We start from the raw sequence: 13,203 nt of genomic DNA, 5'->3' as shown, positions 1-13,203 counted from the left end.
ACCTAGTACCTATAGAGCTGTGTAATAAAAAAAGAAATCGCCTGTCCCTATTTCGTGAAACAGCCGATTTCTTCTATATGCTGCATTGTGCGCGCTAATACGTCATCGCGCATAATGAAACTGAAGCGTCTATTCTCTTTAATATTTTCTGGAATATCTGTTAGTAGTACAGATCCTTTCGTTTCTTCATAGTGCGTATGTTGTTCTACTGCACTAATTGTTGCGAAATAAATGTTTTTAATGATTATTTTGTCTTTTCCGGATACTTTATATTGTCCGATATACGTTAAGCTTGATACAACGCCGCCCGTTTCTTCATGAACCTCACGGACTGCCGCTTCTTCCGGTGTTTCCCCAGCTTCTACTTTTCCACCGGGAAATTCAAGACCACGGCGCAAATGATGTGTTAATAACCATTGATCTCCGTACCGGCACACAACCCAAACATGCTTTGGCTCAGGAGAAAATGGGTAACGTTCAAATGATAATTGTACAGTGTTATGATAGTAATCTTTAAATATGTACATGCCCTACTCCCCTATTGATGGTTACAAGTTTCTTACCATAAATTGTAGCACATTCTGACTAGTATGACTAATCTTATCCTATCATAATCCGTTGATAATACCCATCTGTGCAATTAATTCTTTCGCTTCATGATCTCCTAGTTCATAAATCATTCGATATGCTTCTTGCAGTTGCTCATCATACCGATCATTATTTGAATCATGATGATATTCCACAAACGGCACATGTGAGCGCACAAATGTCCCAAGATCTTCACGATACGCATTATCAAAACATTCTCGCAACCTAAGGATTTCCTCATCTGTCGCTTGAATTGCAAAACTATATGTATTGGCTGTTTTCACCTGTGAAATTTCACCGTTTGCAACTGACACATAATATGTGCTCTTATCCATAGAACATCCCTTCTTTCACCCGCTTTATTTTCTATTGTTTTCATTTTCTTACAAAAATATGTAAAAAGGAACAGATACAATGATAAACTGAAGAAAAGGGGGCATTTCTATGATGAACATATTAATTATAGCAGTCATTATTGTAATTGCTGTTTTATTACTCTCCGTCCTAACTATTAACAAAGGATATTCCTATAAACACTCAGTAGATTCTGTAGAGGATAATCCGTATCAAGAAGAAAAGGGCCAATAACATGCTCAAAATATTACGCATTACGTTTCCCATTATCACACTACTTCTAGCGATATTTGGATTTTTTACAGATAACATTCCATTCATTTTACCTTATATGTTCATTTCTTTAGGACTCATGTTTTTCACTTCTAGTATTGCAGAATTTCAAAAACAACAAACAGCAGCTGGGATTTTTCTTTTTCTTACTGGTGCGTTGGCGTTATATGTTTCTATATCAGAGTTACTTCTCTAAACGAAACACTATTCCTATAGTAAGTACTACAAAGAATGATAAGGAGTGCTACGATGCTAAAAACACTTCGCATCCTGTTTAGTACAGTTGCTTTAATCTTAGCTACTTGTTCATTTTTCTCTGAAGGTACTCAGTTACTTCTTTATACACAAACATTCCTAGGTCTTACCTTTCTATTGTGGGGAATTTCTGAAATAAAAGAGCAGCGTAAATTAATGGGGGTTCTATTTCTTGGCCTTGCTATCTTTATATTATTTGCCGTCGTGGTGAAAATATCTCAGTAATATTCTTATATTCCTACTCGCACTCTACTAAATCACTGCTCTTCCACTTCCTTATATCGGTGCTTTAATACAATATAAAGACCCTACAACAACATTCAACATACATCCACCAATAAAAAAAGCTGCCTTTCACAGGCAGCTTTCCCACGTTTTATCCAAATACTTTCTCAAGTTCATCTTTATCTTGGCTTAACCAGAAATTCATTAAGCGTTTCGCGCCTTCTAAGTCATGAAGCTTCGCTTGACCGCACTGCGTTTCGTTTGCCGCAGGAATTTCTGTAATTTTCACCGCATCTTGCAGTGTTAACTCTAATAAATCGATGATTTCGCGTACTGTTGGCGTACCGCTTACGACAAGATAATATCCTGTTTGGCAGCCCATTGGCGAAATATCAATAATATCAAAGTGTGGATAACGATCGATATATTTACGTAAATTAAATGCTAATAAATGTTCTAGCGTATGAATCACATCTGGCTTCATCGCTTGTTTATTTGGTTGGCAAAAACGAATATCAAATTTATTCACGACACCGTCGCTACCTACTTTATGAACGCCACAATGTCTTACGTAAGGCGCTTTTACAATTGTATGATCTAATTCAAAGCTTTCTACTGATGGCATATTCATCTCTCCCGCTTTCATTTTAATTCCGCTATATCCAATATGATATAACGGAATTGCAAATTAGTAAAGTATTATGTACAGTCCATGCTATAATACTTACAGCATATGCATGAAAGGAGATTGTTATGAAACGCATTTTCATCGGTATCATTCGCTTTTACCAAACATTTATTTCTCCAATGACACCGCCAACATGCCGCTTTCACCCAACGTGTTCTCACTACGGATTAGAAGCGATTCAAACTCACGGTGCATTGAAAGGAAGCTGGCTTACAGTGAAACGAATTTTGAAGTGCCATCCGTTTCATCCAGGCGGATTCGACCCTGTACCAGAGAAAAAACAAAAAGAGAATTAACCCTCGTAACCATTCAAAACAACATCTAACTTTCCTGTGTCTGGATGAATAACAAGTCCATGTACAGGCACCTCTGTTGGCATAAGCGGATGGTTGCGAAGTATAGAAACACTGTGCTCTACGCTTTCTTCTACACTAGAGAATCCACGTAAAAACCTCTCTAAATCGATTCCAGAATACCGAAGCGTATCTAGTTTCTCTTCTGAAACACCGCGCTCTTTCATCTTTTCAATTGTGCTGCTCGCTTGAATTTTAGCCATACCGCAATCATGGTGACCAACTACACACACTTCATTTGCACCAAGTTCATAAACCGCAACTAAAATACTACGCATAATACTTCCAAATGGATGTGAAATAACAGCACCGGCTACTTTAATAATTTTCACATCACCGTTACGCATGTTCATCGCTTTTGGCAATAGTTCTACAAGACGTGTGTCCATACATGAAATAATAACCATTTTTTTATTCGGAAATTTTCCCGTTTCGTATTCCTCGTACTTTTTACTTTCAACGAATTCCTTATTATATTGCAAAATTTCTTCTAATGTTTTCATATGTCAGACCCCTCTTTCTTCATATAACTACAAACTAAGTTTATCAAAGAATGAAAAAAACAAAAAACATATTGCTTTATTCTAAAAATGCGATATTTTCAGATAACAGCCTTAATTCTTCCATAATTCTCACACAGTTCTGTAACAACTCACCCATACTTTGCTCATTTTTTCACTATAAACTATTTGTAGATAATGAAAAAAAGGAGTGAATCTTTATTATGTCCGACGTTTTGTTACTGAGTCGTTTTCAGTTTGCTATTACAATCTTTTATCATTTCTTATTTGTACCGTTAACACTCGGACTTGTTATTTTAGTAGCGTGTATGGAAACGCAATATGCACGCACATTAAATCCAACATATCGAAAAATGGCAAATTTCTGGGGTAAGTTATTCACCATTAACTTCGTAATGGGGATCATCACCGGGATTACGATGGAATTCCAATTCGGAACAAACTGGTCTGAGTATTCCAAATACATGGGGGATATTTTCGGTTCTCCACTTGCGATAGAAGCACTTGTTGCCTTCTTCTTAGAATCTACTTTCATGGGAATTTGGTTGTTCGGTAAAGAAAAAATTTCACCAAAGTTCCGTGCATTCTCTATGTGGATGGTGGCACTTGGAACAAATATTTCTGCGCTTTGGATTATCACAGCGGACGGCTTCATGCAAAATCCAGTTGGCTATGTAGTCCGCAATGGTCGTGCTGAATTAACTGACTTTTGGGCACTAGTTACAAATCCATATGCATGGCATATGTTCTTCCATACTGTTATTAGTTGTTATATCGTTGGTGCATTCTTCGTTATGGCGATTAGTGCATATCACTTACTACGTAAAAATGATGTTGCATTCTTTAAAAAATCATTTAAGTACGGTTTAATATTCGGTTTATTTGCAGCAACTGCAACACCTTTCATCGGTCATGAATCCGGTGCTTTCGCAGCAAAAATGCAGCCAGCTAAAGGTGCGGCAATGGAGGCAGTTTGGGATACTGGAGAAGGAAAACCTTTCTCAATTATTCAAATTCCTGATGTAAAAAATGAGAAAAACTTTGAAGCGCTATCAATTCCAAAACTCGGCAGCTTCTTCTATACAAACTCATTTGATGGAAAAATTGTCGGTTTAAAAGATATTCCAAAAGAAGATCGTCCGAACGTAAATCTTGTTTATTACAGTTTCCGTTTAATGGTTGCACTTGGCACATTCTTTATGGCACTAACATGGTTTGGTTTCTATTTAATGCGCAAAGGAAAACTAGAAAACTCAAAACGTTTCTTAAAAATTACAATGTGGTCCGTATTACTTCCATATGTAGCAATTAACGCAGGTTGGATCGTTACAGAAGCAGGACGTCAGCCTTGGACAGTATACAAGCTTATGCGCACAGCAGAAGCAGTTTCACCAATTGCTGTACCGCAAATTTGGTTCTCGTTAATTAGCTTAGTCTTGTTCTACACTTTACTATTAATTGCTGATGTATATCTTATGTTAAAATTTGCGAAAAAGGGACCTGCAGCATTAGAAGAAACTACTCAAGGAGGTGCAGCTCATGTCTCATGATACACTTGCAATTATCTGGTTCGGTTTGTGGGGCGTGATTTGGACAGTTTACTTTATTCTCGATGGCTACGCACTCGGTAACGGAATGATTTTCCCATTCGTTACGAAAGATCGCCAAGAACGCAATCAACTACAAGAAGCAATTGGACCGTTCTGGGGCGGTAATGAAGTATGGTTAATTACAGCTGGGGGAGCAACATTTGCTGCTTTCCCAGTAACATACGCAAACATGTTCAGCTACTTATACACACCGTTATTTTTAGTATTATTCGCTCTGTTCGCTCGTGCAGCAGGATTAGAATTTATGCATAAAGATGATTCACCAGTTTGGCAAACTGTTTGTAAATGGACGTATGCGGTTGGTAGTTTCTTAATTGCTTTCTTATTCGGCGTTACATTCGCTAACCTTTACTACGGACTACAAATTGGCAAACACGGCTATGAAGGAAATTTACTTAGCTTATTACACCCTTACGGTATTTTAGGCGGTCTCTTCTTCACTGCAATCTTTGTCGTATCCGGTGCACTTTGGGTTATGATTAAAACGACTGGTGAAGTATCAGATCGTGCTTATAAAATCGCCAAACCGTTTTCGATGGCAGCAGCAACCATCTTAGCCATCTTCTACGTCGCAACGGCAAACCTTACAAACTTATTCCAAAACTTTACGAAACACCCTGTACTGTTTATTATTCCGTTACTTGCGATGTTAATGAGTATCCTAGCACTCACTATGGTTGTCAAACGTAAAATTGGCTTAGCTTTCACATTTGTTTGCTTAACAATCGCTATGTTTATGGCAACTGGCTTTGCTGGCATGTTCCCAAGAATGCTGCCATCTCGCATTAACGATGCATACAGCACAACATTATTCCAAGCAGCAGGCAGTGAATTAAACTTAAAAATTATGTTCTTTGTTGCAATGGTTATGGTACCAATCGTTATTGGCTATCAATTATGGAGCTACACCATCTTTAAAGAGAAAATTCATAAAGACTCTGCAAAGGGATATCATTAAAATGAAAAAGAAGCCTGTTTTTAGCAGGCTTCTTTTTCATTTTGGCCGTGTTACATTTCCATGTCGATATCCATAAAAAATATAGAGAACTTTTCTTAAATGACGATTAATGTTAATTTATACCAATGGATATGTTAATATTTATTGGAAATAAAGATTTTTCGGGGGTGCAAAAAATAGATAGCAAGACTCGAACAATTATAACTCTTTTAGGTAGTTTTCTATTATTTGCTTTTGGCACATTTAGAATCATTACAGGATCACTATCATCAACATCCTTGTTCGTAGCGTATGTATTCGCCATCACCGGTTTTATTGGCGTAATAGCTAATAGTTCAAAACTGAGAAGAATAAGGTGAAAAAAGAATAACTTTTTCAAAGGAGATGATAATACCTTGAAAGATAATTCCATAACTCTCTTACATTTAATTACAAACCTTGAGATAGATGGTCGATTTATTTTAGGTATAGATGGGTTAAGCCGATCTGGTAAAACAACACTTGTGAAAAAACTTAGCGAGGCTGTAAAAGAAAAGAATATCCCTTTCTATGTCTTTCATATTGATGACCACATTGTCGAGCGTAAAAAACGTTACAATACTGGGCATGCAGAATGGTATGAATATTATCATTTACAGTGGGACACTACTTGGTTACGTGATCATTTTTTCGATAAACTCAGATTTTCGAACGATCTTATTCTACCCTTTTATGATAACGAATCCGATACACAGAGTATGAAGAATATGAAACTTCCTAATACTTGTGTAATCGTAATAGAAGGTGTTTTTCTTCAACGTAAAGAGTGGAGAAACTTCTATGATTATGTAGTGTATTTAGACTGCCCGCGAAATAAGAGATTTCTTCGTGAAAGTGAACATACGCAACAAAACATTTCTAAGTTTCAAAATAGGTATTGGAAAGCAGAAGAATTTTATGTAAATACAGAATTCCCTACAAAAATTGCTGATTTAGTTTTACAGGGATAATATAATATTAAACTACTAAAAAACATAAAAAAACGCATGGATCATTTCTCCATGCGTTTCTATATATTATCTAAGAATCTCTGTACTACTTATTCACTGCCTGCTTCATATCAGGGCTACAAACGTTGGACTCACATGATTTATTAAGAGAACACGCTGCACATTTCCCTTTTTTACTTCTCTTTACAAAGTTAATTAACGTATATCCAGCATATCCAAAAACGACAGCTCCAATTAAAATATTGACTATCATTATGATACATCTCCTTCTAGAATCCCATCATAGATCCAACTTGGTATACAATTAGTGTTAGTACATACGCAACAACAAGCGGATAAACAACAGAGAAAATAGTCCACTTAACAGATCCTGTTTCACGGCGAATGACCCCAACTGTTGCTAAACATGGTACATATAATAAGATAAAGAACATAAATGCATATGCTGATAATGCTGTAAAATGAGTACCGATTATGTTCCCTAATGCATCTTCATTCACAGCATAAATAATCGCCATTGCGGAAACAACAACTTCTTTTGCTAAAAATCCTGTTATTAGTGATGCAGCTGCTTGCCATGTTCCAAAGCCAAGTGGTGCTAGAATTGGAGCCACGACGCCACCAATCATCGCTAGGAAACTATCTCCCATCTTTACACCAAATCCCGATGGGCCAGCGTAGTTTAATAACCAAATAACAACAGAACCACCAAAGATAAATGTACCTGCTTTACGCACAAATCCTTTTCCTTTTTCCCACGTACTGCGCCATAACGTTTTTGCTTGCGGCACGCGATAAGGCGGAAGTTCAATTACAAAAATAGATTTCTCTTCTTTTAAAACCGTAATAGACATAATCTTTGTAACCAATAGCGCAAGGACAATACCAATGACATATAAAGAGAACACAACAATCGCTTGACTATGCGGGAAAAAGACCCCAGCAAATAATGCATATACAGGTAGACGTGCTGAACATGACATAAATGGTGTTACTAAAATCGTAAGCAGTCTCTCTTTCTCCTGTTCAATCGTTCTTGTGGCCATAATGCCTGGTACGTTACAACCAAACCCGATGATCATTGGAATAAACGCTTTTCCATTTAGTCCAAAAAACTCCATAATACGATCCATTACAACGGCAATACGCGCCATATATCCAGAGTCTTCTAATAATGAAATAAAGAAGAACAATACAAAAATTTGTGGAACAAATACGATTACCGCACCGACACCGGCAATTACTCCATCTGTAATGAGCGCTCGAATGAATTCAGATGCTCCCATATTAGTTAGAGCTGTTGTTACCCAATCTGTGAACGGTCCGCCGATAAATGCATCAAGCTGATCAGATAAAGGTGTTCCAATCCACGAAAACGTCACCTGAAAAATGAAATACATGATCCCTAAAAAGATCGGAAGTCCCCAGATTTTATGCGTAATTAATTTATCAATTCGTTCAGAAAAAGGAATGCTTCCTTCTTTCTCATGACGAATGACACTTGTTTTCAACTTTTCAATATACGCTGCACGTGCTCCGTACATATGCTGTTCCAGCGTTACGTCTAGTTCCGCTTCTACTGCAGAGCGAATCGCTACAAGTTCCTGATAAATAGGCAATTGATTTAATTCTTGGTCTACTACTTCATTATTACTTAAAAATTGAAGTGCAAGCCATCTTGGATGCTCATAATTCGCTTGTTGCAATTTATCCATAACTTGCTGGATTCCTGTATCTACCTTTTTACCATAAGAAAGAATAAATGGCTTCTGTTCTCTGTTATCACTTTCATGAAGAGAAGCTAATAATTCCTCACAGCCTTTTCCGCTCCTCGCAATAACCGGTATAACTGTTACACCTAGCATTTCAGCTAGTTTCTTCACATCAATGAGAATTCCACGCTGCCTGGCAACATCTATCATGTTTAAACCAATTGAGAGCGGCTTACCAAATTCTAATAATTGCAAAGTTAAATGCATATTACGTTCGAATTGAGAAGAGTCTACAATGTTTAACATATGATGAAATTCTTCTGTTAATAGAAATTGTGTAACAACCCCTTCATCACGTGACACAGGGTTTAAATTATATACACCTGGTAAGTCTATTAAAGTTCCCTTCTTATCTTTTAACTTACCAATCTTTTTTTCTACAGTTACTCCGCTCCAGTTCCCTACATATTCATAAGAACCAGTTAGCGCATTAAATAATGATGTTTTCCCCGTATTTGGGTTCCCTAGTAAAGCAACCTTACTCACGCTAATTCCACCTTTATCATTTTCGCATCACAATGGCGAATAGAGATTAATTGTCCGCGGCATTCTAATGTACACGGACCATTAAACATTGCCTTTTGTTTTACACAAAGTTCGCATCCTTCAGCAAATCCAAATGAAGCTAAACGACGTTTTAATAATTTATCAAGAGATTGTAAATCTTTCACACGTACTTTTTCATCTATATTCATATCAACTAAGTTCATAATTTCTCCCCCTCAGACGATAACGATAATTATTATCAATATCAATTATAACATGAATTTTATAGGAAAGACTATACAATATTATGTGAATTTTTCACTATTTTGTACGGTGTTATCATTTTTATCTTATATAACATAGCTATGCTAAAATATATTTGTCATTCTTATCCATTTTCGTTTACAATACTATTAATAATCTAAGAATCTCGTTGTCACAGGGGGAGCCGCGTCGCTGAGAGGGAACACATCGTTCCGACCCTTTGAACCTGTTAGTTAATGCTAGCGCAGGAATTGTGCAAACGTATATACATAAATAGTTATTTATAATTTGTATATCTCATGTCCCCTATGATAATGATTCTTTTTTATAACTTGGATGTAGGGGGAAATATAAATGCGCAACACAAATTTACAAGCCATGATAGAGGCCGCGATTCTTGCCGCACTTGCATTAATCATCGACATTTTACCGCTATCTATTAAACTTCCAACAAGCGGTTCTATCTCATTTGCTATGATTCCAATTTTTATTGTCGCTTACCGCTGGGGATTTAAAGCTAGTTTCTTAAGTGGTCTCGTTTGGGGATTACTACAAATTGTCGTAGGAGATGCATACATTTTAACGCCTGTACAAGCGTTTATTGAATACTTCATTGCATTTGCTTTTATCGGTTTTGCTGGATTATTTCATACACCAATCCAACAAGCACTTACCAATAGACAAAAAACAAAAGCAATCATGTATATCATTATCGCTACACTTGTTGGCAGCCTAGCTCGTTACTTCTGGCACTTTATTGCCGGCGTTGTTTTCTTTGGTCAATATGCACCAAAAGGACAATCAGCCGTTTTATATTCCTTCATTATAAACGGCAGCACAATGATTGGTTCTTTCATATTATGTGCGGTTCTACTTGTTATTTTATTTACAACCACACCGCGCCTCATTGCACAGCGCGCTTGATAAAGTGAAACTTCCATCAGTGGGGCTTTCTTCATTCCCCACCTATCTTCTTTAACTTCATAGAATCTTGAGGAAGACTTACTACTCGTTCATGCAGGGTAATAGAAAAAGAGCAGATTGCTTCTATAAGCGGCCTGCTCTTTTTCTGTGCCCTAGTTTTCCAAGTTACTTTCTTAATGTGAATCTGTGTGTCTTACAATTTCAGGAGTTTGAAAATGGAGTGCATTTATCTCTCGGCTGCTCTCTCGTTCATTTTTACCGTTATGTTTATGAATCCAAGATTTCATCTCATTCCATAAAACAACTCTATGCATATCATACCCTATGTGCTGCTTTATATTCTCTTTATAGCACTCATTCCACTTGTACCACACAATTTTATTATGTGAATCTACCCATACTTCTTGCCGATCAACTACAGTTTTATAACCTTCATTATTAGCTAACATAATCATATCATTCTCTAATAATAAAGAAAGAGCCGCCGAGTGCCTCTCCATTCCCCTACTCCTTTCTGTTTTAGTGACTGCCTTATTTCCCTAAAATGTGTGTGCCTTACATATACGTAGTGTATACAAAAAGGGCATTACAAACTATCGATTTACCTTACAAAAAACCTTACAATTTTGTAAGGTTTTATAATTAATTAAAATATAACGTTTATATATTGTATTAATACCTACTTAGCTAAAGGACACCATCATATCACTATCAAACTAACAATTGTTTAGGGTGATTCTAAATGAAATACGTATTACTTTTAGGTAAAAAGCCAGAGACTAATAAAGTGAAACTTCCATCAGTAATCCCCACACTGATGGAAAGCCCGCCCAATCAGGTACATGCCAGCAGTTATCCCCCATCTTCCTTCTTGCTTTTCTCTAAATCTTGAGATGGAGGTCTTACTGCCCAAAAATAGCGGGATAAACCTTACCTCCATTTTACTTTAATATTCTGTAATAAAATGGATTATTTATTACAATAAATCATTTAATGTTACAATATTTAAAAAAATATTTCATTTTCATTACAAAAACTATTGAAAATACATTTGCATTGTAATAGTATAACTGATGTGGAAATTAATTCTAAATTAATTTTCGTAATAATCAAATAAATAGGGGATGAGAGAAATGAAGAAAGCTATTTTACCAGTTTTACTATCTACAATGTTAATCGTTCCAACAATTGCTAAAGCAGAAGAAAATGTAGGCGTGAAAAATAATGCGCCAAAAGAAATGCAAGTTGTGAAAAAAACTGGTTGGGTACAAGAGAATAATCAGTGGTATTACTATGATCAAAACGGTGTGAAGAAAAAGGGTTGGCTTAAAGATGGAGATGCATGGTATCTATTCCCTGATTTTCTTGGTAACGCCATGGCAGCGGGCATGGCTGTTGTAGACGAAGACGATAACACTTACTACTTTTATAATAATGGGAAAATGGCAAAAGGGTGGATCCTTAACCCGGACGGAAACATTTGGTATTACTTTGGTGAAAATGGTGCAGCTAAAACTGGTTGGTTACAAGAAAATGGAAAGTGGTACTATTTAGACTCCTCTGATAAAGGAAGAATGACAGTTGGATTACACACTATTGATGGTAAAACTTATTACTTTCATAAAGACGGGCAAATGGCTACTGGTTGGGTGAAAGTAGAAAAGTCATGGTACTATTTCGATAAGAATGGCGCAGCTAAAAATGGATGGTTACAAGAAAACGGGAAATGGTACTATTTAGATGAGGGACGAATGGTAGATAGTACATATTCTATTGATGGTAACCGTTATTTCTTTGACGAAAATGGCGTTCTGCTTATAAATCAATGGGGACAATATGCAAAAGAGTGGCTCTTTGCAAATAAAGATGGCATAGTGCATACAGGCTGGTTACATTGGAATGACGCTTGGTATTATTTAGAGCAAGATGGAAAAATGGTAACGGGCAAACACTCCATTAATGGAAAATGGCATTCATTCCAAGACAATGGTGTTTGGATAGGTGAAATAAACTAATAAACTAGGAAACTCTCTTGTTTATGACAAGAGAGTTTTTATTCTGGGTGTTCCTTCATCTACAAGTCTTCGCATAATGTATCTACTATTTCAATCTACTATAATTTCTTATTCCTTCTATTTAAAATAAATCCCCCTCTCTTTTTTGACTTTTTCACGTCAATCCTTTACAGTCAAACTGTTCATAAGTTTTACAATGTAGGAGGATTTTGATGGATATTCAAATTAAAGATACTTTACTCTCACAAGAACAGCTGCAAGAAAAAGTAAAAGAGCTTGCTATGCAAATCGAACGTGATTTTGAAGGAGAAGAAATTTTTGTTATTGCTGTATTAAAAGGTTCTTTCGTCTTTGCAGCGGATTTAATTCGTCACATAAAAAACGATGTAACAATCGACTTTATTTCTGCATCTAGCTATGGAAACCAAACAACAACAACTGGAAAAGTGAAATTATTAAAAGACATCGATGTAAATATTACAGGTAAAAATGTAATTGTCGTAGAAGACATTATTGATTCTGGTTTAACACTTCACTTTTTAAAAGACCACTTCTTAATGCATAAACCAAAATCGTTAAAATTCTGTACGCTTCTTGATAAACCAGAACGCCGTAAAGTTGATTTAACAGCTGAATATGTTGGCTTTGTTATTCCAGATGAATTCATCGTCGGTTACGGCATTGACTGCGCTGAAAAATATCGCAACTTACCATACATCGCTTCTGTAGCAACAGATAAATAATACGATACAACCATAATTAGCAAAAACGAGGCTGTTTCAAAAGTGTCACTTTTGGGACAGCCTCGTTTTTTACATATAAATAAGGTGAAACTTCTATCAGCAGGGGTTTTCTTCCCCCACCTACCTTCTTCGATTCTCTCTCAATCTTGAGATTGGGATCTTACCGCTCGCGAATAGCGGGACAA

18 protein-coding genes and 1 riboswitch are annotated in these 13,203 nt (G+C 36.4%); of the genes, 10 read left to right on the top strand and 8 right to left on the bottom strand.

Going from position 1 to position 13,203, the window contains the following annotated elements; genetic code table 11:
• Positions 1-47: 47 nt before the first annotated feature.
• Entirely contained in the window at positions 48-527 is a 480-nt protein-coding gene (ytkD, locus tag ACFQZ1_RS16755) for an RNA deprotection pyrophosphohydrolase (RefSeq protein ID WP_377883342.1), read from the bottom strand.
• An 81-nt stretch (positions 528-608) separates the two neighbouring features.
• A complete protein-coding gene (locus tag ACFQZ1_RS16750) occupies positions 609-923 on the bottom strand; it encodes a hydrolase (RefSeq protein ID WP_377883341.1) in 315 nt (104 codons plus the stop codon).
• A 109-nt stretch (positions 924-1,032) separates the two neighbouring features.
• Between ACFQZ1_RS16750 and ytzI the strand changes: the two genes are divergently transcribed.
• The 3 genes from ytzI to ACFQZ1_RS16735 are packed head-to-tail and all read left to right on the top strand — an operon-like array spanning position 1,033 to position 1,695.
• Positions 1,033-1,176 (top strand): YtzI protein, encoded by a 144-nt coding sequence (gene ytzI, locus ACFQZ1_RS16745; protein ID WP_377883340.1) that lies wholly within the window; start codon positions 1,033-1,035, stop codon positions 1,174-1,176.
• Position 1,177: 1 nt separating this feature from the next.
• Positions 1,178-1,411: a DUF3953 domain-containing protein gene (locus ACFQZ1_RS16740; protein WP_377883339.1), complete on the top strand. Its 234-nt coding sequence runs from the start codon at positions 1,178-1,180 to the stop codon at positions 1,409-1,411.
• Between the two features lie 53 nt (positions 1,412-1,464).
• Entirely contained in the window at positions 1,465-1,695 is a 231-nt protein-coding gene (locus ACFQZ1_RS16735) for a DUF3953 domain-containing protein (RefSeq protein ID WP_377883338.1), read from the top strand.
• Between the two features lie 151 nt (positions 1,696-1,846).
• On the opposite strand, the gene luxS is transcribed toward ACFQZ1_RS16735, so the two are convergent.
• Positions 1,847-2,320 carry an S-ribosylhomocysteine lyase LuxS gene (gene luxS / locus ACFQZ1_RS16730; protein WP_230576081.1) on the bottom strand — a complete coding sequence of 158 codons (474 nt, stop codon included), beginning with the start codon at positions 2,318-2,320 and terminating at the stop codon, positions 1,847-1,849.
• A gap of 128 nt (positions 2,321-2,448) precedes the next feature.
• On the opposite strand from luxS, the gene yidD reads away from it, so the two are divergent.
• Entirely contained in the window at positions 2,449-2,679 is a 231-nt protein-coding gene (gene yidD / locus ACFQZ1_RS16725; RefSeq protein WP_230576080.1) for a membrane protein insertion efficiency factor YidD, read from the top strand.
• On the opposite strand, the gene ACFQZ1_RS16720 is transcribed toward yidD, so the two are convergent.
• Positions 2,676-3,239, bottom strand: a complete 564-nt coding sequence (locus ACFQZ1_RS16720) for a beta-class carbonic anhydrase (RefSeq protein ID WP_377883337.1) — start codon at positions 3,237-3,239, stop codon at positions 2,676-2,678. The genes yidD and ACFQZ1_RS16720 overlap by 4 nt on opposite strands.
• A gap of 221 nt (positions 3,240-3,460) precedes the next feature.
• Between ACFQZ1_RS16720 and ACFQZ1_RS16715 the strand changes: the two genes are divergently transcribed.
• The 3 genes from ACFQZ1_RS16715 (at position 3,461) to ACFQZ1_RS16705 (ending at position 6,814) form a co-directional block, all read left to right on the top strand.
• Positions 3,461-4,807 (top strand): cytochrome ubiquinol oxidase subunit I, encoded by a 1,347-nt coding sequence (locus ACFQZ1_RS16715; protein WP_377883336.1) that lies wholly within the window; start codon positions 3,461-3,463, stop codon positions 4,805-4,807.
• On the top strand, positions 4,797-5,825 hold the full coding sequence (cydB, locus tag ACFQZ1_RS16710) for a cytochrome d ubiquinol oxidase subunit II (RefSeq protein ID WP_377883335.1): 1,029 nt from the start codon (positions 4,797-4,799) through the stop codon (positions 5,823-5,825). Before ACFQZ1_RS16715 ends, cydB begins: the two co-directional genes overlap by 11 nt.
• A gap of 395 nt (positions 5,826-6,220) precedes the next feature.
• Positions 6,221-6,814: a kinase gene (locus tag ACFQZ1_RS16705; protein WP_377883334.1), complete on the top strand. Its 594-nt coding sequence runs from the start codon at positions 6,221-6,223 to the stop codon at positions 6,812-6,814.
• Between the two features lie 85 nt (positions 6,815-6,899).
• Here the strand turns inward: ACFQZ1_RS16705 and ACFQZ1_RS16700 are convergent, their stop codons facing one another.
• The 3 genes from ACFQZ1_RS16700 to ACFQZ1_RS16690 are packed head-to-tail and all read right to left on the bottom strand — an operon-like array spanning position 6,900 to position 9,296.
• Complete coding sequence (locus ACFQZ1_RS16700) at positions 6,900-7,067, bottom strand: FeoB-associated Cys-rich membrane protein (protein WP_377883333.1); 168 nt, start codon at positions 7,065-7,067, stop codon at positions 6,900-6,902.
• A 16-nt stretch (positions 7,068-7,083) separates the two neighbouring features.
• On the bottom strand, positions 7,084-9,072 hold the full coding sequence (feoB, locus tag ACFQZ1_RS16695; protein WP_377883332.1) for a ferrous iron transport protein B: 1,989 nt from the start codon (positions 9,070-9,072) through the stop codon (positions 7,084-7,086).
• Positions 9,069-9,296 carry a FeoA family protein gene (locus tag ACFQZ1_RS16690; protein ID WP_154710773.1) on the bottom strand — a complete coding sequence of 76 codons (228 nt, stop codon included), beginning with the start codon at positions 9,294-9,296 and terminating at the stop codon, positions 9,069-9,071. The genes feoB and ACFQZ1_RS16690 overlap by 4 nt, the downstream gene beginning before the upstream one ends.
• 207 nt (positions 9,297-9,503) lie before the next feature.
• A riboswitch (TPP riboswitch) is annotated at positions 9,504-9,605 on the top strand.
• Between the two features lie 85 nt (positions 9,606-9,690).
• On the opposite strand from ACFQZ1_RS16690, the gene thiT reads away from it, so the two are divergent.
• Positions 9,691-10,260 (top strand): energy-coupled thiamine transporter ThiT, encoded by a 570-nt coding sequence (gene thiT, locus ACFQZ1_RS16685; protein WP_377883331.1) that lies wholly within the window; start codon positions 9,691-9,693, stop codon positions 10,258-10,260.
• Between the two features lie 173 nt (positions 10,261-10,433).
• Here the strand turns inward: thiT and ACFQZ1_RS16680 are convergent, their stop codons facing one another.
• The gene (locus ACFQZ1_RS16680) at positions 10,434-10,760 is read right to left on the bottom strand and encodes a hypothetical protein (RefSeq protein WP_377883330.1); all 327 of its coding nucleotides are present in this window, start codon (positions 10,758-10,760) and stop codon (positions 10,434-10,436) included.
• A gap of 633 nt (positions 10,761-11,393) precedes the next feature.
• Between ACFQZ1_RS16680 and ACFQZ1_RS16675 the strand changes: the two genes are divergently transcribed.
• Positions 11,394-12,275: a nucleoside triphosphate hydrolase gene (locus tag ACFQZ1_RS16675; RefSeq protein ID WP_377883329.1), complete on the top strand. Its 882-nt coding sequence runs from the start codon at positions 11,394-11,396 to the stop codon at positions 12,273-12,275.
• Positions 12,276-12,487: 212 nt separating this feature from the next.
• Positions 12,488-13,018: a hypoxanthine phosphoribosyltransferase gene (gene hpt, locus ACFQZ1_RS16670; protein ID WP_377883328.1), complete on the top strand. Its 531-nt coding sequence runs from the start codon at positions 12,488-12,490 to the stop codon at positions 13,016-13,018.
• The last annotated feature ends 185 nt before the right edge of the window (positions 13,019-13,203 follow it).

This window comes from Bacillus sp. CGMCC 1.60114 (genome assembly GCF_042676365.1).
Taxonomy (GTDB): Bacteria; Bacillota; Bacilli; order Bacillales; family Bacillaceae_G; genus Bacillus_A; species Bacillus_A rhizoplanae_A.
The sequence above is the reverse complement of the archived record's forward strand: the minus strand, read 5'-3'. Positions and strand labels throughout refer to the sequence as shown.

Bases quoted from the DNA above. Each gene is read 5' to 3' on its own strand.
- ytkD (WP_377883342.1), bottom strand. From the start codon at position 527: ATGTACATATTTAAAGATTACTATCATAACACTGTACAATTATCATTT.
- ACFQZ1_RS16750 (WP_377883341.1), bottom strand. From the start codon at position 923: ATGGATAAGAGCACATATTATGTGTCAGTTGCAAACGGTGAAATTTCA.
- ytzI (WP_377883340.1), top strand. From the start codon at position 1,033: ATGATGAACATATTAATTATAGCAGTCATTATTGTAATTGCTGTTTTA.
- ACFQZ1_RS16740 (WP_377883339.1), top strand. From the start codon at position 1,178: ATGCTCAAAATATTACGCATTACGTTTCCCATTATCACACTACTTCTA.
- ACFQZ1_RS16735 (WP_377883338.1), top strand. From the start codon at position 1,465: ATGCTAAAAACACTTCGCATCCTGTTTAGTACAGTTGCTTTAATCTTA.
- luxS (WP_230576081.1), bottom strand. From the start codon at position 2,320: ATGCCATCAGTAGAAAGCTTTGAATTAGATCATACAATTGTAAAAGCG.
- yidD (WP_230576080.1), top strand. From the start codon at position 2,449: ATGAAACGCATTTTCATCGGTATCATTCGCTTTTACCAAACATTTATT.
- ACFQZ1_RS16720 (WP_377883337.1), bottom strand. From the start codon at position 3,239: ATGAAAACATTAGAAGAAATTTTGCAATATAATAAGGAATTCGTTGAA.
- ACFQZ1_RS16715 (WP_377883336.1), top strand. From the start codon at position 3,461: ATGTCCGACGTTTTGTTACTGAGTCGTTTTCAGTTTGCTATTACAATC.
- cydB (WP_377883335.1), top strand. From the start codon at position 4,797: ATGTCTCATGATACACTTGCAATTATCTGGTTCGGTTTGTGGGGCGTG.
- ACFQZ1_RS16700 (WP_377883333.1), bottom strand. From the start codon at position 7,067: ATGATAGTCAATATTTTAATTGGAGCTGTCGTTTTTGGATATGCTGGA.
- ACFQZ1_RS16690 (WP_154710773.1), bottom strand. From the start codon at position 9,296: ATGAACTTAGTTGATATGAATATAGATGAAAAAGTACGTGTGAAAGAT.
- thiT (WP_377883331.1), top strand. From the start codon at position 9,691: ATGCGCAACACAAATTTACAAGCCATGATAGAGGCCGCGATTCTTGCC.
- ACFQZ1_RS16680 (WP_377883330.1), bottom strand. From the start codon at position 10,760: ATGGAGAGGCACTCGGCGGCTCTTTCTTTATTATTAGAGAATGATATG.
- ACFQZ1_RS16675 (WP_377883329.1), top strand. From the start codon at position 11,394: ATGAAGAAAGCTATTTTACCAGTTTTACTATCTACAATGTTAATCGTT.
- hpt (WP_377883328.1), top strand. From the start codon at position 12,488: ATGGATATTCAAATTAAAGATACTTTACTCTCACAAGAACAGCTGCAA.